Below are 21461 nucleotides of genomic sequence, written 5' to 3'. Positions count from 1 at the left end.
CGGCATAGGCGTTCACCTTTAACGGCATAGGCGTTCACCTTTAACGGCATAGGCGTTCACCTTTGAAGCTTAGATGGCACCCTAAACAAACAATTACCCATTGAAAAATAAAGATATAAATATGTTAATAAAATGTTACTTAAGTCTATTAAGTTAAGATCAAGTTTAAGTAAGTTTTGAATTAAGTCTTTTAATAAGTAAAAAAAGATCAGTAATACAAACCCCTGTGGATAACCCGAAACCACAAAACCCACGGTCTGACCTCCTGATCGCCCCAATATGCTAAGGTGTGAGCGTGCTCTCATAACGTCCGGTAGCTATTCCGCTTCCTCGTTTTGACAGACTCCGGCGGCGCTTTGCTTGCCTCCGCTAGTCAAAACTGCGGCGAGCGGTGGGGAAGATCCTAAAAGGATCCTTTTGACTCTCTCTGTGAAGCTCTCAGAGGCGCTATACGACATTCTGTAATGCAACCCCTTCGCCAAACCGTCCAAAACGCTCAAAAGCCCGCTGAGAGCGTTTGAGCATTATCAGCATTGTCGCTTTGCTTTTGCTGGCCGGTCGCATAGGCTTACTGGTCGCCGAGCCTCCAGGTAGTTCGGCTGTACTTGTTTACATTGCAAGGATAATTATTAATGGCTGGAATCAATAACATACAGATGCATCGCATTGAGATGAGCATACTGTCACAGTGCGAGTTGTTGGACTTTGCGATCCTGGAAGCGATCAGCGCCGGTGATGTTGACTACTACGAGCAAACTCAGGAACAGACGATAATTGCCGATGAGCGGTTGTCTGAAAAAAACGCGTTAACTGATTTAGTCGAGTTTTGTAAAAGCCATTATGACCGTGATTTAGGGTTTCAATCAAAAATGGATGACGGCATTGATTGCTTTTATACCTGTTCAGTCCCTGCTGATAAATTTATTTCGTTTGCTCAAGTTTATCCTTCCTTCTCTGAATTCCTCGATAAAATTAAAGGGGAAAAAATAGATTTTATTGAGGTTAGCTTTCCAGAGAAAACAAAGAAAATTGTTCTTGAACAATTTGACTATGATGAAGATTCGCAAGCAACCATTTTTATGGAAAAGTTCAACGATAAAGAAGGGGGGAAGTTTTTAATTTACGCCCATTCAAAATACGGTTCAAATATAACAAAAATAACATACATGCTAGAACGCCTTTATGATTGCCAAATCGAAACGGCAGCTAAAACCAGCGCCGTCAAATTAATCTGCCAGCGATTGAAAGAAGATATAAAAGATAAAGTCGGTGTTAAATATATTAATGAATTAATGGAACCGTTTGAAGATGAGTTCCACAGCTAGAACACATTGAAAGGTGCTTTTAATGGTGCTAATATTGGTGTTCTAACTTGATTTAAAGGAGGGGTGCATATGGCTTACCAGATCTTAACCACTACGGCGGCGTCTATCACCGACCTGAAAAAAAATCCGATGGGAACCGTTGCTGACGGAGACGGTGAAGCGATCGCGATCCTCAATCGCAACGAACCAGCGTTCTACTGCGTTCCCCCTGAGCTTTTTGCATACTATCGCGAACTGGCCGAAGATGCGGAGCTCAATCAAATCGCTGATGAGCGCATGAAAGATGCCGAGTACGTGAGCGTTTCTCTCGATGACTTATAAACTCAAGTTTGAGAAGCGGGCGCTGAAAGAGTGGGAAAAGCTGGGGCATCCGATCAGGGAGCAGCTGAAAAAAAAGCTGGCCGAGCGATTAGAGAATCCACATGTCCCAGCGTCCCGACTCAGTGGCCGCCAGAACCGCTACAAAATCAAACTACGTTCGTCAGGCTATCGACTGGTTTACGAAGTCATCGACAACGAAATCGTCCTGCTGGTGATCGCTGTTGGCAAGCGGGCAGGGGATGAAGTCTATTTAACCGCCGACAAACGATAATATTAAACACGGTACGCCCCGATTGGCGATAGGAGTACAACATGAAAGAATTTTCAAATCAGCAAATTACCACCCTTGAACAAGTCTGCTTGCTACTTGGCAACGGGTGGCACATCGACCGCCTAAAGTCTGAACAATGGCGTCAAGTCTTGCGCTCTCCTGAATACCGGCATTACAGCATCATAATCACCTGCTCATATCATCAGTTTCACCTTCTGGCCGTCATCGACAACAGCAGCGACAACGTGATTAATATTTCCCACAGTAGAACACCAACGGCGATCAGTCGTGATATTCGCAAGCGGCTTTTGGACGGTGCCCAGGACAAGCTCGCTAAAGCGGTCAGCGATCGGGAAAGAGAGGCCGAACGGCAGCAGGTGAAGGGATGGTTTATCGATGCGCTGGGGCGCTTAGTCAGCGTAGAGCGGCCTCGTTACGGTCACAGTGACAGAGTCTGTGAATTGAATCACGAGGGGATCGGCGGTGAGGTTCAGCGCTACTGCTACGATAACTATAAAATTAACCTTAAAGGGTTAACGATGGATGAAATTATCCGGCTCGTTGGATTTATTAGTCAATTAAGAGGGCAAAGTAATGTCTAAGACCTGCGTCTATTATCATGCCGGTTCCAGCGGCATGAACACATTCAAAACAGAAGTTTTTAAATTGGATGACGGCAAGTTAGAGGCCGTATTCACACGGATTAAACGCAAGCGCTTTCCTGACGGTACGGAAAAAGAATTTGTGGATCAGGTTACTCAGTTTACCGCAAACAGTAAAAAAGAATTAAAAGGGATGGATTTACCTAAATTGCGCTCAACCAAAATTTTACTCGATTCTGAATTCTTTAAGGGCGAAGAATGATAGCTACCGGCACCGAAATTGCTAAGTTGAGAAATCAACTTGGCCTGACGCAAAAAGAATTGGCGGCCTTGTTCGGCGTGACGCTTGCAACGTGGCAGAAAAAGGAGTCTGAAACGTCAAAAGAGACGATCGGCATACGCCCCGGAGAGTTCCAGTTTCTGCTGTTGCTGGCCGGTGAACATCCGCAGCATGTTTTGACGCAGAAACAACCGGCATTGATGACGGTACAGCACAAACCGTCTGCTGATGAGGTTAAGCGGACACGGGAAGAGGCCGGATTGAGCGTCGAACAAGCCGCTGAACTATTTGGCTGCTTGCCGCGTAGCTGGCAGTCCAAAGAGAATCCAAACACGCGCGGAACCTTAACCGTAGGAGAGTATAACTACTTGCTCTTGCTGGCTGGTAAACACCCGTATCTGTCAATTTGACATCAAAATAGCGTCCTGCAGCTGGGCGCCAGGTGTAAAAAGACCATCATTTTTGGCGTTGGCGCCCAGGCGCCGGCGACAATTGTGATGGCATTCTTTCCCTTCTGTTCGTCCTCTGCATCTTCCCCCGTAACCGTCTGCGCAAGCGCAGCCGCTAACGCCTCGGAAATCACGCTCAAAACGTCGCTGCACGACGTTCTGACCGCTCACCGAGGGAAGGGGAAGTGTTACGCATTATCCGCCTGTGAGGCCGTATGGGCTTTGCAGGGAGGGGATGGGTGATGTTGCCTATGAAAAATCGTACCGCCCCAGGGCGGGCTTCAGCGGTTTAACCGCGGTGTAATATATAACTCTTTTATGCCGCTTTTCATGCGCTTACGCGCATAATAACATTGATTTAGACATCAAGCGATGTATAATGGATTTATCAAATCAGCAGTGATTTGAACGGTACGCCCCGAACGGCGATAGGATAATTAAATATGTATGAGATTCCCAAGTTAGAGGTTAAGTTTTATAGAAAAAAATGGCGGATAATGGTTGGAAAATCAAGCCTGTCCGCTTTTTCAAAAGAAGAAGATGCAATAAAAGAGCTTGCTGCAAAGCAAGGGTTTTATGAATATTGGGCTGGATCTGCATCAGTACAAGCGGAAAATACAGAACCAGTCATCGTTATAATAGATAAATAGAATTTATAGGCGGGGAAACCCGTCTTTTTTATTTACTTCTCGATATCAAACGATGTATAATAAATTTATCAAGTCAGAAGTGATTTGAACGGTACGCCCCGAACGGCGATAGGAACAAAATCATGAATATTCAAGAAGCCCTCAATGTTTTCGGTTTAACTGGTGAAGTTAATCAGGCAGAACTCAAAAAAGCGTTTAAACGCCTCGCTGTTAAGTATCATCCAGATAAAAAACCAATCGGCGCAGAGATGATGAAAATGGTCAATGCAGCGTATGAATTTCTCGTCAATAATTTAGAGAAGATCAAGCAATTTCAATCCGTGAATGAAGATGATATTTATAATTATGGAGAAGAAATTGAGAGTGTTTTAAAAACACTTGTGACAATGGAGGGGGTGATTTTCGAGGTTATTGGCAATTGGGTGTGGATTAGAGGGGAAACCCGAAACCATAAAGACATGCTCAAAGCGTTAAAATGCAAATGGGCACCAACCAAAAAAGAATGGTATTACAGACCGGAAGAGCATAAAAGCGTGTACAACAGGAAAACACATACAATTGAAGAGATCCGCGAAATGTATGGAACAAGCGGACAAAGAAAAGCAAGAGGTAAAAAACAGTTAGAAAAAACAAATTAATAAAAAGGCGGGGAAACCCGCCTTATTTTTGTCATCATATATTGAAATCGACATCAAACGATGTGTAATGGATTTGTCGAATAGATAATATTCACTACAGCAGAGGGCTACATAATGGAAAAGAAAACTAAAGAATTAGTGGTGGGTGATATGGTTCTAAATATATTAAACCGGTCTTATTATCCGTTAGAAGCCGTGGAAAAATCAGGCTCCGGGTATATCGTTACCCTGACCCCAGCAAATATAGACGGCAATCGATACTACGCAGAATATACAACCCGACATCAAATTAAAGTTTGACACACGCCATTAAATTTAAATTTATGAATATAAAAGTTTGCATCTGATATCAAACGATGTATAATGAATTTATTGAATCAAGAGCGATTCGATCGGCACACCCCGAAGGTGATTGGAGTTTACGTTATGAACAATATTACCCGCAACATTGACACCCTCCGCTTAACTCGTTTTGACGTGGTTTTCATTGCTGAGAATGTAAATGGTGAATTGGTTGAATGCCACTTTATCACCAATGCATTGAATCAATATGATGCCGCATATGTTTTCGGTCAGAACAACCCTCAACAAAAATATGTCATCAAAGAAGTGAATGAAGTGATCCAACCGTTCTAAAAATGAAAGCCGGGTTGCGCTAACAATCCGGCTCTCAGGCAAATCTAAGACTGTCGAGGAATTAAAGATGCCAATTGACATTATACAGCTAGCAAATCAGCTCGCAAGCGGTAAACAAACGCGCATACCGGCAATGAAAGCGCACGCATGGGACGACTTGCGTTGGTGGGTAGACTATCTGCGAGGGTATGCACTATGACCGACAAGCCGTTTTACATGAAGTCAATTCACTACTACAAGGCAGGCGTCAAACGGATTTTTGAGCATAAATACGGGGTGACGATGGAAGATGTGTCGTTAAGTGAGGATTTCATTCTACAGGCATTTGAGGCAAAAGAGACTCCGGCGCAATTAGTCGAATGGTATGGACGAAAATACGATTTGACGCAAATTCGATAAAGTTGGATTGAGGGGGCTTAGGCTCCCTCTTTTTATGCCCGAAAGGGCATGTCAGGGGGAAAAGAACGTCACAGAAGATCACCCTTGTTTCATTCCCCCGCAGCCGCCGAAGGCGTTACATACTTGCATAGCGCGAAACCCCTCCCTCCGCCCTGCTAAGCCTATAATTAATCTAAGCGACACAGTGCCATTTCTAACGCACCTGCAACGGTGAGCGGCCAGGTTGACGCATAGCGGCGACCTGGGCGTGATTTCCGTTGTCTTGATGGTTTCGCGTAGCGAAAACATCTAGATGCGTTAACTACTTGCTTTATCAGCGAATAATAAAATAAATCAGCAGTATGTGGGCGGTAAGCGGGCTTGCAAAGGATCACAACTCGATGCAAGATAGGCAAATTAGCCACATATGACGTCATTTCATTCCGTATATGTAGCCATTTTCCATGCTGCCGGAGGCTCTCGATGAAAGATGAAAGCAAAAAAATACAAATACGGTTAGACCGCGATGACGACGCAATTTTAAAATTAGAGGCGGCTAAGGCTGGATTAACCCCAGCCTCATTATTAAAAAAAATAGCCATGACAATTATAACCAATAATGAAGGGTTTAGCTATGAAGCAAAGGATTTTGACTTTGCTGATAACTCTGAAAAATTGAATATAAAGGTTAGCCAGGAACTTAAAGAGAAATTGCAGAGTGAAGCCATTAAAAATGGTTGGTCTTTGTCAAAGGAATCAAGGTTTAGGTTGGCTTCATCATTAAGTAGCGATCCGGCGCTTTACCCGGATGAGGTTGCAGAACTCCGGCGTGCGCGAAATGCTGTAGATGTAGTAGGAAGGAACCTTCACTACATCATTTCAAAAAAGCAAATGTTAACTATCAATGATGATGGTTTTTTAGAGGATGTGCAGCGGCTTAATGAAAATATTGAAGCGCTAAAAGCGCAGGTTGATAAGCTAACCACACTTGGAATTAATAGAAGCAATTACCGCAAGAGAGGTACACGAAATGGGCGTTAGCATTGATAAGGAGTATAAAATCAAGAAAGCCCGAAGTGAGCGGGCTGCTAAGAACCCTTTAGCGCATAAAGCCAGGAATGGCGGTGATGCTTATCAGAAAGGGGTAAAACAGCGTATCGCTTCTAAAGGGGCTAGTCGCGAAGTGATGGTGAAGATCACCGGTAACGCTAAAACCGCCAAGGGTATAAAAAACTCTATAAATTACATTAGCCGCGATGCCGATCTCAAGCTGAGGGATGATGAAGGTCGTGAGTATGAAGGTGGAAAGGATATGTCGGATGCCTACGACTATATGATCTCCCCCGAAGACCGGCTAAGAATTGATGATGATAAAAATCCAAATATTTCGCATAACATGATGTTTAACACTAATGCCGTTGTTGGTGTTTCCCAGGAAGATATGCTTGATTCGGTTCAGAGCGTCATTAAAGAAAAATATCCTGACAACCGCTTCATTATGGCTTATCACAAAGATACTGATAATCCTCACGTTCATGTGGTTTTGCGCATTCCCGATAATTCTGGTGTGAGAATTAATATCCGAAAAGCAGACTTGCGAGATTTGCGCTCTGGCTTCGCTCATAAATTGCAGGAAAAAGGCTATAACGTAAAAGCTACACATAAGCATGATTTTGCCTTGAAACATAAGTTAAAGTCTGAACCTGACCGCACCAGGAATCTGTATGAGGTTGTAGACTTTGGGAGGACTCATTTTAAAAATGACCCGAAAAACAAACGCCAGAACTATATTCAGTTGAAGACTATAAAGGGCGGCAAAGAGGTTACGATTTGGGGGACAAATCTTCCTGGGGAGCTATTGCGTGAGAAGGTGAATAAGGGAAGCGTTATCAAGATCAAGAAGGAAGGTGAGACAACGGTTAAAGTGCCTTTGTTCGATAAACAAGGCGAGGTTAAAGGTTACAAGGAGACTAAGCGCAACAATTGGGTGATAGAGAATAAAGGTGTCATGGGAATCGACCGCAGCGTTAACTTCAACAAGGTTGAAGTGCTGAATGATCCACAAAGAGCTATCAAGCAAGGCATGAGCATCAAGCAGTTCCAGGAAGCGAAGATGAGCCTCATGAAACAGGAGAAACAAAAAGTGGGCGTCAGAGTCGGCTTATTCAAATTCTAAGGTATGTCATCTGTTTATGTAGAATTGCTCTAAATGGTTTAGGAGATATATTTGATATATTCCATAGGATATATATTGGACATCTTAAGATATTTCTGTCTTTGTTCTGTTTTTAAAGGTGGGTTTGATGTACTTGCTGTTATCACCTTTGGTTGCAAGTTATTGATATTGATCGGTTAACCTTAGCGATAAAATGATGAAGTAAAAAAGTATTTTTGTTTGTGTTTTAGCCGCAAGCCGATCGATTGATCTAGATATGATTTTTCACATGGATGAAACGACTGGTTTAATGGTAATAAAGTGGCTTATTACACTGTCATATCTTTAAAATCTGGCATAGTGTAAATGATTTTTATACTTTCCTTGGCCGGAAGTTTTGATATTATATGAATGTAGTAGTGTATAGATAGATAACAACGTGATCGAGTCCTACCCGCTTCCCCTCCAATCTGGATCGGAAATGGCGTCAGCGTGGTAAAGCATCAATAGAATGCGCGCGGCGGCATAGCAGGGTTATACGTCTTGTCATACAGCGCTAAGACCTGGTTGGCGAACTCATCGTCATCAATGTAGAAGTAGCATGTAGGGACGTTTAAGACTCTGGCAAAGAGGCGTGTTTGCTCATAGGTAGGGCGGTTAACACCGTGTTCGTACCGTGAGATCCGTGCACGGGCAGACGCTTCATCGATGCCGCTAAGAACGCCTAGTTTTTCTTGGGATAACCCAGCGTATAATCTGGCAGTTCTCAATCTCTTCGGAACCATTGCAAACCTGATAAGTAATTGAAACAGAGGCTCACGTTTACCATCACTTATCATTTTTGATGTTACGAATTACGTAACACCAGGGAATCACCAAACACAACGACTGTTGCACATGTCATAGATTTACATAATACTGTATATGTATACAGTTATGACGTGGCGCGTATTGGGGATATCCACCTGGATCGCTCAGGGCGTCAGCGTGGAAAAGGAGGTTCTAAATGAAGGGTTGGTTTCTGCTTTACCACAGCCCGAAAGCGTACCAGCAAATCCTGGCTGGGTTCGAACGCTTGTCGGTCACACATTACACACCTAAGCTCACGGTCATTACGAAGAGAGCAGACAGTAAGACGAGCGTGAGAATCAATAAGCGTCCGTTGTTTCCTGCATATCTGTTTGTGTACTTCGATCCAGAGGTCGTCCACACCACCAAAATCACACAGCTGATCGGTGTGAATGAGTTTGTTAAGATTGGCGGCCAAGTGCGGCCTTTGCCGGAAGCTGTTATCGACGGCCTGCGCAACCTTGAGTTTGCGAAAGTTGATCAAAGTGACCAATCAGTTTCCTACAGTAATGTGCCTGATGACCTTATGGCGAAACTGGAAGAAATTAACGGGCAAAGCGAGCCTGTAAATCGAATGGCTTCTCTCATCAGCTTTCTGGACGGGTATGTAAGAAACGCCCACTAGTTTTTACTCCCATCACGTAATTTATTCATCACCGCTGACCACCATCAGCGGTGCTTTTTTTGCATCTATATCAGGAGTATCCATGTCATCGAATACAGGTCTTGAACGTATTAAAAAGCCATCCACGGCTTATGGCGTCGTTTATGTTGGCGCTGCCCGAAAACAGGTAGTAGAAAAACTGGCAATTGAAGTTTCATTTATGACCGGCAAGCAAATCACAACGGCTCAATTCTTCCAGTATCTAATCGATCTGCATGGGGAAAAGGCCAAGAACGATATCATCAAAGCGTTTGAGGGCGATCGCAATGGAAAACAAACCTAAAGCTATTATTTGTTTAGCTGTATCTTCGCCTGTTGATTTAACCCAGTGCAAGAGTATTGGCGGTAAGGCAATTGTCGATAACAATAAATTCAAGGTGGTTTATAAGCCTAGCATTAAAGATACGTCTAAATAATTAATGTAACTAATTTTCTATTTGAGAGGGTCTTTATGAATTCTCTAATTAGATACGCATGGCATTATACCTTACTTGGATGCGCCCTGTTTTGGCTCTCGGTTATCCTCATCTACGTTATTCAATAAAACGTCATATTTGGAGTTTCTAACGTGATTTCATCTACAACATTTATCGCGCTTGCGATGCAGTGCGCGGCCTCTGTGCACCCTGATACAGCGATGGATGTTGTCAGGGTGGAGTCAGGATTTAATCCGTATGCCATAGCGGAAATAATTCCTAAAAGCCAAAGATTGAAAGACGGGAAAAGCGTCATATCGCATATGCCGAGCAATAAATTCGATGCTTTATCTATCGTCAAGGCAATAGAGGAAAAGAAAAGACGTTACTCGGTCGGGCTTATGCAAATTACGAGCACTAACTTTAAGCAATTTAACGTTGATGCTGAGAAGCTATTCGACCCATGCACAAATCTTTCTGTTTTCGAGAAAATCATCACCGACTGCTACACCAGGGGAAAAACGCTCAAGAACGCTTTGAGCTGCTATTACACCGGCAATTTTGATGCTGGGAAAAAGAAAGAGTCTGAATTTAATCAGACGAGTTACGTTGAACGTATTGGTTATAAAAACTCACCAGGGAAAACTTTTGCTGTGCCTAGCACTAAGGAAGATAAGGGGGAAGTAAAGAAAGAGGAAGAAGCTAAAGAGTCACGTTCTAATTCACCAATCATCATTTATCCATCACGACTGATTCGTGGTGATATACAACTGTCTAAAAATTGAAGGAAATCCTATGTTTATTAAAAAACACCTGTCTGCTCTTAACACTGCTGTTCTGTTAGCCCTGGTTTCCGTGAGCGTCAATGCAAACGCGGCCAACGGTTTTCAAAAAGTAAACCAGATGCTGAATGCGATCATTGCGGGGTTACATACCATTGCTATCGCGACTGCAACCCTGGCTGGTCTTTGGGTTGGTTTTAAAGTGTTCTTTGATGGTCGTTCACTGATGGAAATGAAAAACGTCATCATTGGTGCCGGTATCGTGATTGGTATCTCCGAATTCGTGGCTTTGGTCATTTCCTAAATCGGCAAGGGGTAACTATGGCTACCGTTTTTAAAGCGCTAACCAGACCTCCGCTATTAATAGGGGTGCCTGTTGCCCCTGCTTTAATAGTTTTTTTTGTTCTCTTCATGGCTGGTCTGGTTTTTACTAAGTTCCTATGGGTACTGATCCCCATCGTTTTTATATACATGCGAAGAAAAACATCACAGGACGAGCATTTCTTCGACCTGATGCTTCTTTGGCTAAAAACCAAAGGGAACTCAGTCAATAATAATTTCTACGGTGTTTCAACGATCAGTTGCCAAAGTTATGATGCCGTGGACGTTACGGAGTTTATAGACGCTATGAAGTTAAACCAAAGAGCACCATTAGAAAAAATCATTCCCTATTCGTCACACATTGACAAAGCTATTATTAAAAATCGCGGTTCTGACTTAGTGGCAACGTGGGAAGTTGACGGTGAACCGTTTGAGTGCCAAACGCAAGATGTGTTGGATATGTTGGCTACTCAACTTAATAAAGGTATTGTCTCTTACTCGGGCGAGGCAGTGACTTTCTATGTACATAAACCACGTTGTAAATTTTATGATGACCTTGATTCGCCTTCGGGTAATCCATTTGCTGATAAAGTATCCTCTCTTTTTTATGGGGGCATAAAATCCAAACCCTTCTACAAGACCCGAATTTATGTAACCTTGTGCTTTATCCCTTTTAATAAGGAGGAAAAGGCAGAGAGAAAGACGAAGGGCGACAAATTCAAAAAGAAAACACAACAGGATGCGATACTACGCATGAACGAGTTACGTTCTTCTGTTGAAAGCATGTTGCAGCGCTATCGGCCTAAAGCGCTGGGACTTTTTGAAAAAAACAACCGAGTCTATTCTTCGCAACTTAGCTTTTACAACTATCTCATTACTGGTGCGTGGCAGGATGTTTTGGTCACTAACACACCCTTTTATGAGCTCCTTGGTAGTTCTGACGTATTTATTAGTTCTGACTCTGCACAAGTTAATAATTTCGACTCCCGTCGATATTTCCGCTCCATTGAAATTAAAGGTTTTACAAAATTAACTGAGCCGGGGTTATTGGATTCACTTATCTACGAGCCCATTGAGTATGTGCTAACTCAGTCGTTTACCAGCATGAGTAAGTCTGAGGCCAAAAAAGCCATCCATGATCAGGAAAAACGGCTGAGTAGTACGCAGGACGACGCTGTAGAAGAGAAGGAAGACCTTGAAATCGCCAAAAGTATGCTGACTTCTGGCGATATCAGTTTTGGGTTGTATCACTATTCTCTTTTGGTTTATGCCGATTCGCTTGAACAGTTGATTAAAGACACCAACCAGATCCGCTCTACGCTGACGGATATCGGCCTGATCGTGACGCTCTCAACGTTGTCGTTGCCAGCGGCTTTTTGCGCTCAATTGCCGGGTGTTTACCATTTACGGCCTCGTCTGGTGCCGGTGAGTAGTCAGAACTTCGTTGAGCTCACTTCGCTTCATTCTGTGCTGAGTGGTAAGCGGGATAAAACCCCGTGGGGTGAAGCGATTGTGATTGCTAAAACGAACAGCCAGGCACCGTATTATCTGAATGTTCATAACACGATGATGGGGCAGGATGATTTCAATAGGAAAACCTTAGGGAATACCAAGATCATCGGTACAGCCGGTTCAGGTAAAACCATGCTCCTATGTTTGTTGGCGTGTGCAATGCAGAAATACCGGGCACCAGAATCTTTCTCACCGCAGGCTAAAACGAAACGTCTTACCACCGTCTTCTTTGATAAAGACCGCGGGGCTGAACTAAACGTTCGTGCACTTGGGGGCGAATATTTCCGCGTCAAAGCAGGCGAGCCTACAGGATGGAACCCTTTTAAACTGGAGCCAACGAAGCGTAATCGGGTTTTTGTCAAAAACCTGATGAAGCTCATCGTCACCAGGCGTGGTGAGGTATTGACGGCCAGGCAGGAAATCGACTTATACCAGGCTGTCGATGATGTGATGGACTTGCCAAAGGAATTACGCTCTTATGGCATAACTCGCGTCCTCGAAACCCTGAACGAATCGACTACTGTGCAGGCACAAGAGAATGGATTGCGTATCCGTTTATCACAGTGGAAAAAAGGTGCCGATTTTGGTTGGGTTTTTGATAACGATGAAGATTCGTTTGATATTAGCCATATTGATAATTTCGGCATCGACGGTACAGAGTTCCTCGATGATGAAGATACACGCTCCCCGATCGCTTTCTATCTGCTTTACCGGGTGACAAGTTTGTTAGATGGCCGTCGTTTGGTTCTTATTCTCGATGAGTTCTGGAAGTGGCTGGCAAATGATGCGTTTGCTGATTTTGTTTATAACAAACTCAAAACCATTCGCAAGTTGAACGGTGTCGTGATTTTTGCAACGCAATCCTTAGATGAAGTGTTAAAGCATAAAATCTCTAAGGCGACGCTTGAGCAGACTTCCACTGATATTTATTTGGCAAACCCAAAAGCAGATTATGCCGAGTATGTTGAGGGTGCAAAAGTTGACCCCGCGCATTTTGAAATAATCAAGAATATAGACCCGGAGTCTCGCCAGTTTTTAATCGTTAAAACTGCGCTGCGTAAAGGTGATGTTCAGAAATTCGCGGCGTTGGTTTCTTTCGATTTATCTTGCCTTGGCGTTTATACAAAAGTCTTGAGCGGCAGCGAAGATAATCTCGAAATATTTGACTCTATTTTCAAACCGGGCATGAAGCCGGAGCAATGGCTCGATGCTTATCTTAACTTGGCTCTATAGAAGGTGATTAAAATGGCTACGCGTAAATTACTCGCTGGTTTTGTTATGGCTGCTTTATTGAGTAGTTCTATACCTGCGATTGCAGGTATACCTGTTATGGTTGATGCTGATCCGCTACGTGAGGCTGAATGGGTTAAGGAAGCCAAGCGGTGGATGGATACCGCGCAGCATTACCGCTCTCAAATCCAGGCTTATAAAGACCAGCTGATGACGGCAACCGGGTTAAGGGATATTCAGGCGCTTGTGGCGCAGGGGCAAAGTCTTAAAAACGATATCGTCAACCTTCAAAAGCAGGGTATCAGTCTCAATGATCTGCTGACTTCGAACAGCGCCCCGGCTGGGGCTTTGGACAGTCTTTATAATAAGTATAAAGACTTCGATATTTGTGACGTGAAGCAGGCGCAGAGCTACATCAATATCTGCAAGCAAGAAACGGTCAATAAGGCGTGGGCGATTGAACAGACCACTGAGGTGCAGGGGCAGATCAACACGGCACTGAATGATATCGCCTTGCTTTCAAGCCGCATCGCCGGTTCGAAGGATTCGAAAGAATCGCAAGACCTGGCTAATGCCATCCAGGCAAAAAGCGTTCAGCTCAACGTGCTATCAAATCAGTGGGAAATGAACATGAAGGCATCGGAGCAGCGTGATAAGCTGTTGCAACAGAAACGCGAGAAAGCGTTTCGGCAGCAGCAAATAAATGCACCGTTACCAAAATTCGGAGATTTGGGTTCATGAAAAAAATTATTACTGTAGGAATTGTATCTATAGCGGTTGGTTTTTTATCGGGATGTAAAGACGAACCAAAATCGGAAAGTTGGTATAAAGACCATCCAGAAGAAACCTTCAATGTCTATAAGAAGTGCATTGATTCTGGCGAGGCAAGTCAAAACTGTGAGAACGCAAGAAAAGCTGCTATCAGTTTTGCTCGTTCTGGGGATGCCGAATTAGAAAGCAAGTTCCTACCACTAATGCGTAAGTCGGCGTAACAATCTAGCCCTGATTATTCAGGGCTGATTTTTTAGGAGGCACTCATGCCTGGTGAAGCCACAGATTTTTTCCAATCTATGGATAAGCTTGTCATGAATACGATTGAAAGCTCAACACAAGGTAAAATGGCCTTTTATGCTGGGCTTTTTTCTACATTGATTCAAGCATCAATAACAATTTACATGCTTGTTCAAGGGTATCGTATTATGGCGGGCAAACTTCAACGACCTGTTGAAGATACTGTTTTCGAAGTTGGTAAGATGAGCATTATTATAGCATTCTTACAGAATGGAGGCGGATATTTAGATTTGGCTATCAGCGCACTTGACGGCCTGAAAACAGGTTTGTCTGGTTCTGATAACGTTTGGCTCTATCTTGATCAACTTTGGTTCAAAGCTCAACAAATTAGTGGGACTTTGTTAGATCTAGATTCTTCTACCTATGTTAAAATGGAAGGTGGTATAGGTTCTATCTTAGTGTGGGCTGGGGTACTGGTAGCCCTATTATTGACAACCATTGTTTTCTTAAGTGCTGAGATTACAATTCTTCTTTTAACTGTTACAGCTCCAGTGTTTATTTTTTGTTTGATGTTCGGTTTCTTAAGGACAATGTTTAATAACTGGCTTCAATCTATTTTCTCTTCCATTCTAACGCTGATGTTTGCGACCCTAGTTCTATCTTCCGGTATAAAATATCTAAATGGCGTTCTAGAAACTATAAAAGCCTCAGCAAATGAGTCCAATTTAATTACTATGGGAGCTATGGCCGGTGCTGCTGGCGTTATATGTGCTTTTGTCGTCTGGTTATCATCGAAGTTTGCCGCACAACTAGCAGGCGTTGGTCTTGAGGGCGCTGTTCAAGGTATGGCGGCAGTAGGGCTGTCTATTGGCGGTTTTGGAGCTGCTAAAGCCGCTGGCGGTGTTATGCGGGGAACTGTCAACGCTGGGCGCGGCACTATCGAAGGGGCTAAAGGTACTTCCTGGAAGCAAAGAGAGTCCTCCGGCCTTTCTGCCGGTACGGGTTATGGTGCTGGCCGCGTTGGTCGTGCTGTCGTACAAAAGGTTATTGCGCGGAACAACTCACGCGCGTCTTGATATTCATTCATCAGTTTCACAGCAATTCCCATTCTAATTAGGTAATTCACATGAATAAACTCATTGTCATGGCGCTTATCTGCGTCTTAGCTGGCTGTGCTTCAAATTCACCGTTGCCACCTTCGGCATCGGGTGAATTGGTTCCTGTTAATTCGGCGGAGGTAATCAATAATGTCTAATATCGAAAAGACAATAAAAGCCGCTCAGGGTTTTGAGAAAAAAAACATGGAGCGGGATGAGCGTGATAAAAAAGTAGGCTTTTTTATCGGCGCTGTCGGTGTGCTTATCGCCATTTTGTCGATAGTCGCCATTCTTATCCTGCTGCCGCTGAAAGAGACTAAAGTCAGCCTTTACGTTTTGGATAAGGCAGCAGGAACCATTAGTAAGGTGAGCGAATTTACCGAAGAGAGTATCTCCGGGGATTTGGCAACCAATAAAGTGAACGCCGAAAATTATATCGAACTTCGGGAGCGGTATAACTACTTCTCTTTGCAAGACGACTATAACCGTGTTCAAGCTTATAACTCGGATGATGTGAATAAGGAGTATCTCGCCGTATTTAATGGCAAGAACGCTCCTGATGTGATTTATCACAATGCTGATAACACAGTTCGAATCAATGTGATTTCAGATTTTATCACCGAAGCGACAAAACCTGATCTGCTGGCAACCATCCGATTTAAGAAAACCATCCGTAACATTAAATCCGGTATGGAGCGCGAAGAATATTGGGTTGCGCGTATCACTTTCCGCTATGTGCCGACCAAGGATCTCACTGAGGAACAGCGTGAAATCAACAAGCTCGGCTTTGTTGTGACCAGCTATGAAGCCGAAAAAGAGAACGGGGTGACGCCATGATGAAGTATGGAACCATCGCGCTTGTGCTGAGTAGTGTCTTGCTGATGCAAACGGCCGGGGCGGCTGTTTCGCCAAGCAGTCGAGGCTATGACAGCAGAATGCAGCAGGTCAGCTATAACGCGTCTAACACGACGGTGATCACTGCCGGTGTCGGATATCTTTCTACCCTGGTGTTTGACGATGAAGAGACGGTGCTTGATGCCCGTCCAGGCATGGAAAAAGGCTGGGATATTAAGCATGACGCTAATCGCGTCTATATCCGGGCTGTTCCGATCGCCCAGCCGGTTCCTGGCGAGAACGGCCAGCAGGTTAACCAGGTGTTTGAGCCGACGAGTAAGGATTGGGTGACGAACCTCTTTATCGTCACGACCAAACGATACTACAGCGTCGAGCTGCATGTTCAGGAGGCCGGTAAGCCATCGGGAACGATCTCCTATGTGGTCAGCTATACCTACCCACAGGAAACCCGCGCTAAAGCCGCAAAAATGGAAGCTGCGCGGTTAAAAGAGTTGCAGCAGCAACAAGAGAACCAGCGCATAGAGAAAGCCCTGGCTAACGCCCAGGCACCGCGCAATTGGGAATACTACATGCAGGTTGGTAAAGACAGCGGCATGATCACGCCTGATTTTGCCTATGACGATGGTCGGTTTACCTATATCGGTTTTTCGCCGGTGAAAAAGCTGCCTGCCGCGTTTATGTATTCCAATGGGAAAGAAATTGCGACCAACCCAGGGATTAAACAAAAGGGGAATTACAAAGTCATCGTTATCCCGCAAACCAATCCATCTTTTGTCTTGCGTTATGGCAATGCAGTTATTGGATTGGTCAATAAAGGCTTTGGGAAGGTTACGGTGAGTGATGGTTCGACGGTTTCACCAAATGTCGAGCGCGTGGAGGTTGACAATGAGTAACGAAAATAAAACGCCTGATGAAATCGAACAAGAATTAAGGGAAAGAGAAGAAAAAGCGAAGGTTGATAACTCACCAACGCAACAGCGAGAAAAAACCGTCGCCGAAATAGAGCAGGAGTTACGCGAGCGACAGGAAAGAGAAGCGCGGGAAAACGATGTTGAAGAAGAGGTGTTAACTCACCAGCCGGAAGTTATTAAGCTCAAAAAAAGCAAAAAAGACCGGGTATTAAAAGGGCTGATTTTCATCACATTGGCGCTGATAATTGCCACGGTCGTCGGCCTTAAAATCTATTCAAAATACAAGTCGCCGGATAATACGGATAAACCAGAAACCGTAAAATCCACGGAAAGCAGCGTTAACCGGCGTAGCGATCTCGGTCAGGGTGTTGACCCCTTCAAGCAAGAAGAGCCGCCGAAAGCGGAGTCGGTAGAAAGCACACCTGGTGCTGAAGCCACTGCCGCTACACCTGGCGCACCGGCACCTATTACATTCTCCAGGGCGTTGGCGGTCGTCAGTGATAACACCTCATCAAGTCAATCGAGTGGCTCTAGCCGCAAGCAGGAGACGCAAGAGGACGCCGAGAAAGCTGAGGCTGTACCGTCTAAAGGCGCAGACACTAACGCGGCATCTGAGGGCGATGAGGGGGCTTTAGAGGCGGTACGGCGCATACCGTATAACCCAGACCTTTACTTACCGGAGAACACCTCGCTGCCGTGTGCGTTGACTCGCCGCTTTATTTCGGACGTCGCCGGTAAACTGCAATGTCAGCTGACGGAAGATGTGTATAGCGCCAGTAAGAACACCAAGCTGCTCGATAAAGGCACTGTGGCGACATTGGTCTACAAGACGGGAACGCTTCGCCACGGCCAGGCGCGCGCGTTCGTCATCGCTACCAAGCTGAGAACCCAACAGAAGCCGTTCCTGGATATCCCGCTGGTTGATACAGCGGCGGCCGGTGAGCTCGGCGAAGCGGGTATGGACGGCTGGGTTGATACACATTTCTATGATCGGTTTGTTGGGGCGATGATGCTGGGGATCATCCCTGATATTGCGAATGCCGCGACAGACAGCGCCGGTAAAAAAGACCGCAATACCGATTACACGGAAAACAGCCGTCAGGCGTTTGCCGATATGGCGAAAACCGCGTTTGAAAACAGCGTCAATATCCCACCGACGATTTACAAAAATCAGGGTGAGATCATCACGCTGGTCACTGGCCGGGATATCGACTTCTCAAAAATCTACCGATTGCAGTATAAGCGGGGATAACATGGCAAAAAATGAGAGCCTTGAGTATCAGAGAAACAAAATGTTTGGCGATTTTCTAGACCTTCCAGGGTTGACAGAAATCGCTGTTAATCGTCCCAATGAACTATTTACAAAAATCGCCGGTAAATGGAACCGACATGAAGTTAAATTGCCGCTTGATGATTGCGAAAAGTTTGCACGTCAATTAGCTAACTTTCATAAAGATGAAATTAGCAATCTAAAGCCGATTCTTTCCGCGACGTTAGAATCAGGTGAACGTGGTCAGGTGATATTTAATCCCGCTTGCGAGCGGGATACAGTCTCCATTACGCTTCGAAAACCATCGTATGTCCAAATCCCTCATCAACAATACATTGATTCAGGTTTCTACAACCGAATATCTGGAAAGGAACAGCAAAGCAGTCGTAATGCTGAGTTATTGCAATTGTATTTGGATAAAGACTTTCCTGTTTTTATGGAAAAGTGTATCGAATACGGCAAGACGATGGTGTTTGTGGGGGAAACCGGCTCGGGGAAAACAACCTATTTAAAAACGTTGGTTGATTACATTCCTCTCGACCTACGTATCACTACGTTGGAAGATAACCCGGAGGTTAAGTTCACAAAGCATAAAAACTACGTTCATCTGTTTTATCCGAGTGAGTCGGGTAATGGTGAAAATGAAATCGTCACATCCAGTTCGTTATTACGCGCCAACTACCGTATGAACCCCGATCGCATCCTGCAAACAGAGGTGCGCGGCGGCGAGGCATGGGATTTTTTGAAAATCGTTACCTCGGGGCATGAGGGAGCAATTACGAGTCTCCATGCCGGGAGCCCTTACGAGGCGATCATGGGGTTAATCGAGCGCTGCTATCAGAACAGCGAATGCCGGATGTTGCCGTACAGCGTCATTCTCAGCAAGGTTTTGAACTGTATTGACGTGATAGCCAGCATCCAGGTTGAGGGGGATGTTCGGCGGATCGGGGAAATTTACTTCAAGGACGCCGATAAAGAGGCGTATCAGAAGAGGTTCCGAGATGAAATCTTTTAACAAACAGCCGTGGATATTTTTAATCGTTGTTTCACTGCCGATTGTCTGGATGATAGCTACCGTTGCCGTTTACCCGTTAAACGGCATCGGGGTTAAAGGAATATTTAAATCCTATCGATTTGGCATGTTATGGCAGGTGTTGACCGGTGATAATATTCGCTTTGATATTCGATTAAGCGCAATTAAGGCATTGGGGATCGGGTTTCTTGGTTCAATCATTCTTTTTGCTGTTGCGCTATTGTCCGGGAATAAAACCAAGAGCAATTTATACGGTGATGCAAAGTTTGCCTCAGAGTCTGATATTCGTCGCTCGAAGGTTGTGACCTGGGGGGACGAGTCAAAAGGCGGCGTTATCATCGGCAGATACAAAGGCAAACTCATTAGATACATTGCCCCTGATTTTATCTCGATGGGCGCAGGTACACGCGCCGGTAAGGGGGCGGCTGTTGTAATACCGAACCTATTGAGCTGGCTTCACTCGATGATTGTGCTGGATCCGAAGCAAGAATGTTACATGATAACCAGCAAGTTCCGGCAACGTGTGCTGGGTCACTCAGTCTACCTGCTTGACCCGTTCAGCAGTAAAACCCACGGATTTAACCCGCTTTTTTATATAGATCTCGCATCGGAGAAAGGAGCGGGCTATTTAAAGAACCTCGCGGAAACATGTTGGCCGTCAATCGGATTGACCGGGCCTGAAGCCCACTTTAACAGTGCCGCGAGCCGGGTATTTGTAGGGTTTACAGAGTTGCTCTACTTCCTTATCAAGTATGATAAAAAGTACCTTGAAAACATCGGTGTAAAACCCGTGTTTTCAATCGGTACGGTTCTTGATCTCTACTATGCCGTAGACCAGGAGGCGCTACTGAGCGATCGGGAAGAACTGGTTACGCTTGCTGATGGAAACATGAACGATACCTACGTCATCACCGACGCACTCAACAAAATAAAAAAATTGTTTGAGGCTGAGGGGGAAGCAAAATCCAGTACAGAGGAGACGTTCCAGAAAAAACTCGATTCGTTTACGTTACCGCTTTTTCGTGCAGCTACCGATCGCAACGATTTTGATTTGCGCGAACTGCGCAAAAAGAAAATCACTATCTATATCGGTGTTAACGCGGACGATGCAAAGATTGCGGACTCATTCTTAAATCTGTTTTTTAACTTTGCAATCGACGTGAGTATGCGAGAAAACCCCGACTTTGTACCGGAAAACAAAAACGATGTTTTGTTTTTACTCGATGAGTTCCCTTCAATTGGTGCGATGCATTACATCAAAAAAGCGTCCGGCTTTATTGCGGGTTTCAAATTGAAGCTGTTGACCATTTATCAAAATATCGCCCAGCTCATAGAGATTTATGGTTTGTATGGCGCGAAGTCGTTGATGGCTAACCACCCGTGCCGTGTGATTTATGCGGTCAGTGAAAAAGAAGATGCCGATGAGGTGTCCGCAAAGCTGGGTTATACCACGGTAAAAAACAAAGGGAAAAGCCGGAGCATGGCGAAAAGTTCGACTACCCGAGGGGAATCAGAATCAGATGCGCAACGTGCATTGGTATTGCCACAAGAGCTGGGTACATTGAAGTTTGAAGAAGAATTTATACTTCTTAAAGGTGAAAACCCGATTAAGTGTGATAAGGCCTTCTACTTCAACGATCACTACTTTATGGATAAGTTAGTATCTGTTTCTCCTAAACTTGAAAACGAAGTGAAAAAAAGGAACAAAGGCGTGGCCTTTGGTAAAGGCCTCGACTACCCATCAAAAGAAGTCATGCTCTCATTAGGCGAACTGGAAGCAGAGCTGTTTTAAATTAAGTGAGGAA

28 protein-coding genes are annotated in these 21461 nt (G+C 44.6%); 27 read left to right on the top strand and 1 reads right to left on the bottom strand.

Going from position 1 to position 21461, the window contains the following annotated elements; genetic code table 11:
* The first annotated feature begins 632 nt into the window (after positions 1 to 632).
* The 13 genes from HWW83_RS25005 to mobP1 all read left to right on the top strand — a co-directional run bounded on the left by HWW83_RS25005 (position 633) and on the right by mobP1 (position 7726).
* Positions 633 to 1325 (top strand): hypothetical protein, encoded by a 693-nt coding sequence (locus HWW83_RS25005; RefSeq protein WP_085337700.1) that lies wholly within the window; start codon positions 633 to 635, stop codon positions 1323 to 1325.
* Positions 1326 to 1394: 69 nt separating this feature from the next.
* Positions 1395 to 1646: a type II toxin-antitoxin system Phd/YefM family antitoxin gene (locus HWW83_RS25000; protein ID WP_085337699.1), complete on the top strand. Its 252-nt coding sequence runs from the start codon at positions 1395 to 1397 to the stop codon at positions 1644 to 1646.
* Positions 1636 to 1917, top strand: coding sequence for a type II toxin-antitoxin system RelE family toxin (locus HWW83_RS24995; protein ID WP_074031970.1), 282 nt, complete (start codon positions 1636 to 1638; stop codon positions 1915 to 1917). The genes HWW83_RS25000 and HWW83_RS24995 overlap by 11 nt, the downstream gene beginning before the upstream one ends.
* 41 nt (positions 1918 to 1958) lie before the next feature.
* Positions 1959 to 2519 (top strand): hypothetical protein, encoded by a 561-nt coding sequence (locus HWW83_RS24990; protein WP_176589721.1) that lies wholly within the window; start codon positions 1959 to 1961, stop codon positions 2517 to 2519.
* A complete protein-coding gene (locus tag HWW83_RS24985; RefSeq protein WP_176589720.1) occupies positions 2512 to 2781 on the top strand; it encodes a hypothetical protein in 270 nt (89 codons plus the stop codon). Before HWW83_RS24990 ends, HWW83_RS24985 begins: the two co-directional genes overlap by 8 nt.
* Positions 2778 to 3209, top strand: a complete 432-nt coding sequence (locus tag HWW83_RS25755) for a helix-turn-helix domain-containing protein (RefSeq protein WP_230298461.1) — start codon at positions 2778 to 2780, stop codon at positions 3207 to 3209. The genes HWW83_RS24985 and HWW83_RS25755 overlap by 4 nt, the downstream gene beginning before the upstream one ends.
* Before the next feature lie 482 nt (positions 3210 to 3691).
* Positions 3692 to 3898 (top strand): hypothetical protein, encoded by a 207-nt coding sequence (locus tag HWW83_RS24970; RefSeq protein ID WP_176589719.1) that lies wholly within the window; start codon positions 3692 to 3694, stop codon positions 3896 to 3898.
* A 122-nt stretch (positions 3899 to 4020) separates the two neighbouring features.
* Entirely contained in the window at positions 4021 to 4536 is a 516-nt protein-coding gene (locus tag HWW83_RS24965) for a J domain-containing protein (protein WP_176589718.1), read from the top strand.
* Positions 4537 to 4650: 114 nt separating this feature from the next.
* Complete coding sequence (locus tag HWW83_RS24960) at positions 4651 to 4836, top strand: hypothetical protein (protein ID WP_139831044.1); 186 nt, start codon at positions 4651 to 4653, stop codon at positions 4834 to 4836.
* A 126-nt stretch (positions 4837 to 4962) separates the two neighbouring features.
* Positions 4963 to 5172 carry a hypothetical protein gene (locus HWW83_RS24955; protein ID WP_085337717.1) on the top strand — a complete coding sequence of 70 codons (210 nt, stop codon included), beginning with the start codon at positions 4963 to 4965 and terminating at the stop codon, positions 5170 to 5172.
* Between the two features lie 195 nt (positions 5173 to 5367).
* Positions 5368 to 5571, top strand: coding sequence for a hypothetical protein (locus HWW83_RS24950; protein ID WP_085337694.1), 204 nt, complete (start codon positions 5368 to 5370; stop codon positions 5569 to 5571).
* Between the two features lie 462 nt (positions 5572 to 6033).
* Positions 6034 to 6591: a DNA distortion polypeptide 1 gene (ddp1, locus tag HWW83_RS24945; RefSeq protein WP_085337693.1), complete on the top strand. Its 558-nt coding sequence runs from the start codon at positions 6034 to 6036 to the stop codon at positions 6589 to 6591.
* A complete protein-coding gene (gene mobP1, locus HWW83_RS24940; protein WP_176589717.1) occupies positions 6581 to 7726 on the top strand; it encodes a MobP1 family relaxase in 1146 nt (381 codons plus the stop codon). Before ddp1 ends, mobP1 begins: the two co-directional genes overlap by 11 nt.
* 482 nt (positions 7727 to 8208) lie before the next feature.
* On the opposite strand, the gene HWW83_RS24935 is transcribed toward mobP1, so the two are convergent.
* Entirely contained in the window at positions 8209 to 8490 is a 282-nt protein-coding gene (locus HWW83_RS24935) for a helix-turn-helix domain-containing protein (RefSeq protein ID WP_072274604.1), read from the bottom strand.
* A 221-nt stretch (positions 8491 to 8711) separates the two neighbouring features.
* Between HWW83_RS24935 and HWW83_RS24930 the strand changes: the two genes are divergently transcribed.
* The 14 genes from HWW83_RS24930 (at position 8712) to HWW83_RS24865 (ending at position 21448) form a co-directional block, all read left to right on the top strand.
* Complete coding sequence (locus HWW83_RS24930; RefSeq protein WP_060452212.1) at positions 8712 to 9179, top strand: transcription termination/antitermination NusG family protein; 468 nt, start codon at positions 8712 to 8714, stop codon at positions 9177 to 9179.
* Positions 9180 to 9261: 82 nt separating this feature from the next.
* A complete protein-coding gene (locus HWW83_RS24925; RefSeq protein WP_085337691.1) occupies positions 9262 to 9501 on the top strand; it encodes a hypothetical protein in 240 nt (79 codons plus the stop codon).
* On the top strand, positions 9485 to 9634 hold the full coding sequence (locus HWW83_RS24920) for a hypothetical protein (protein WP_176589716.1): 150 nt from the start codon (positions 9485 to 9487) through the stop codon (positions 9632 to 9634). Before HWW83_RS24925 ends, HWW83_RS24920 begins: the two co-directional genes overlap by 17 nt.
* A gap of 152 nt (positions 9635 to 9786) precedes the next feature.
* Complete coding sequence (locus HWW83_RS24915; protein WP_085337690.1) at positions 9787 to 10419, top strand: lytic transglycosylase domain-containing protein; 633 nt, start codon at positions 9787 to 9789, stop codon at positions 10417 to 10419.
* Between the two features lie 10 nt (positions 10420 to 10429).
* On the top strand, positions 10430 to 10720 hold the full coding sequence (locus HWW83_RS24910; protein WP_176589715.1) for a TrbC/VirB2 family protein: 291 nt from the start codon (positions 10430 to 10432) through the stop codon (positions 10718 to 10720).
* Positions 10721 to 10737: 17 nt separating this feature from the next.
* Positions 10738 to 13482: a VirB4 family type IV secretion/conjugal transfer ATPase gene (locus HWW83_RS24905; RefSeq protein ID WP_176589714.1), complete on the top strand. Its 2745-nt coding sequence runs from the start codon at positions 10738 to 10740 to the stop codon at positions 13480 to 13482.
* 12 nt (positions 13483 to 13494) lie between these two features.
* Complete coding sequence (locus HWW83_RS24900; protein WP_176589713.1) at positions 13495 to 14220, top strand: type IV secretion system protein; 726 nt, start codon at positions 13495 to 13497, stop codon at positions 14218 to 14220.
* Positions 14217 to 14471, top strand: coding sequence for an EexN family lipoprotein (locus HWW83_RS24895; protein ID WP_176589712.1), 255 nt, complete (start codon positions 14217 to 14219; stop codon positions 14469 to 14471). The genes HWW83_RS24900 and HWW83_RS24895 overlap by 4 nt, the downstream gene beginning before the upstream one ends.
* 45 nt (positions 14472 to 14516) lie before the next feature.
* Positions 14517 to 15566 (top strand): TrbL/VirB6 family protein, encoded by a 1050-nt coding sequence (locus HWW83_RS24890; RefSeq protein ID WP_176589711.1) that lies wholly within the window; start codon positions 14517 to 14519, stop codon positions 15564 to 15566.
* A gap of 171 nt (positions 15567 to 15737) precedes the next feature.
* Positions 15738 to 16424, top strand: a complete 687-nt coding sequence (locus HWW83_RS24885; RefSeq protein WP_060452218.1) for a VirB8 family type IV secretion system protein — start codon at positions 15738 to 15740, stop codon at positions 16422 to 16424.
* Positions 16421 to 17335, top strand: coding sequence for a P-type conjugative transfer protein VirB9 (virB9, locus tag HWW83_RS24880; RefSeq protein ID WP_255326682.1), 915 nt, complete (start codon positions 16421 to 16423; stop codon positions 17333 to 17335). Before HWW83_RS24885 ends, virB9 begins: the two co-directional genes overlap by 4 nt.
* Positions 17328 to 18605 carry a VirB10/TraB/TrbI family type IV secretion system protein gene (gene virB10, locus HWW83_RS24875; protein WP_176589710.1) on the top strand — a complete coding sequence of 426 codons (1278 nt, stop codon included), beginning with the start codon at positions 17328 to 17330 and terminating at the stop codon, positions 18603 to 18605. The genes virB9 and virB10 overlap by 8 nt, the downstream gene beginning before the upstream one ends.
* 1 nt (position 18606) lies before the next feature.
* Positions 18607 to 19638 (top strand): P-type DNA transfer ATPase VirB11, encoded by a 1032-nt coding sequence (gene virB11 / locus HWW83_RS24870; protein WP_176589709.1) that lies wholly within the window; start codon positions 18607 to 18609, stop codon positions 19636 to 19638.
* Entirely contained in the window at positions 19625 to 21448 is a 1824-nt protein-coding gene (locus HWW83_RS24865; RefSeq protein WP_176589708.1) for a type IV secretory system conjugative DNA transfer family protein, read from the top strand. Before virB11 ends, HWW83_RS24865 begins: the two co-directional genes overlap by 14 nt.
* The last annotated feature ends 13 nt before the right edge of the window (positions 21449 to 21461 follow it).

It is taken from the genome of Serratia ureilytica (genome assembly GCF_013375155.1).
Taxonomy (GTDB): domain Bacteria; phylum Pseudomonadota; class Gammaproteobacteria; order Enterobacterales; family Enterobacteriaceae; genus Serratia; species Serratia ureilytica.
This window is presented reverse-complemented; position numbering and strand designations above follow the sequence as displayed.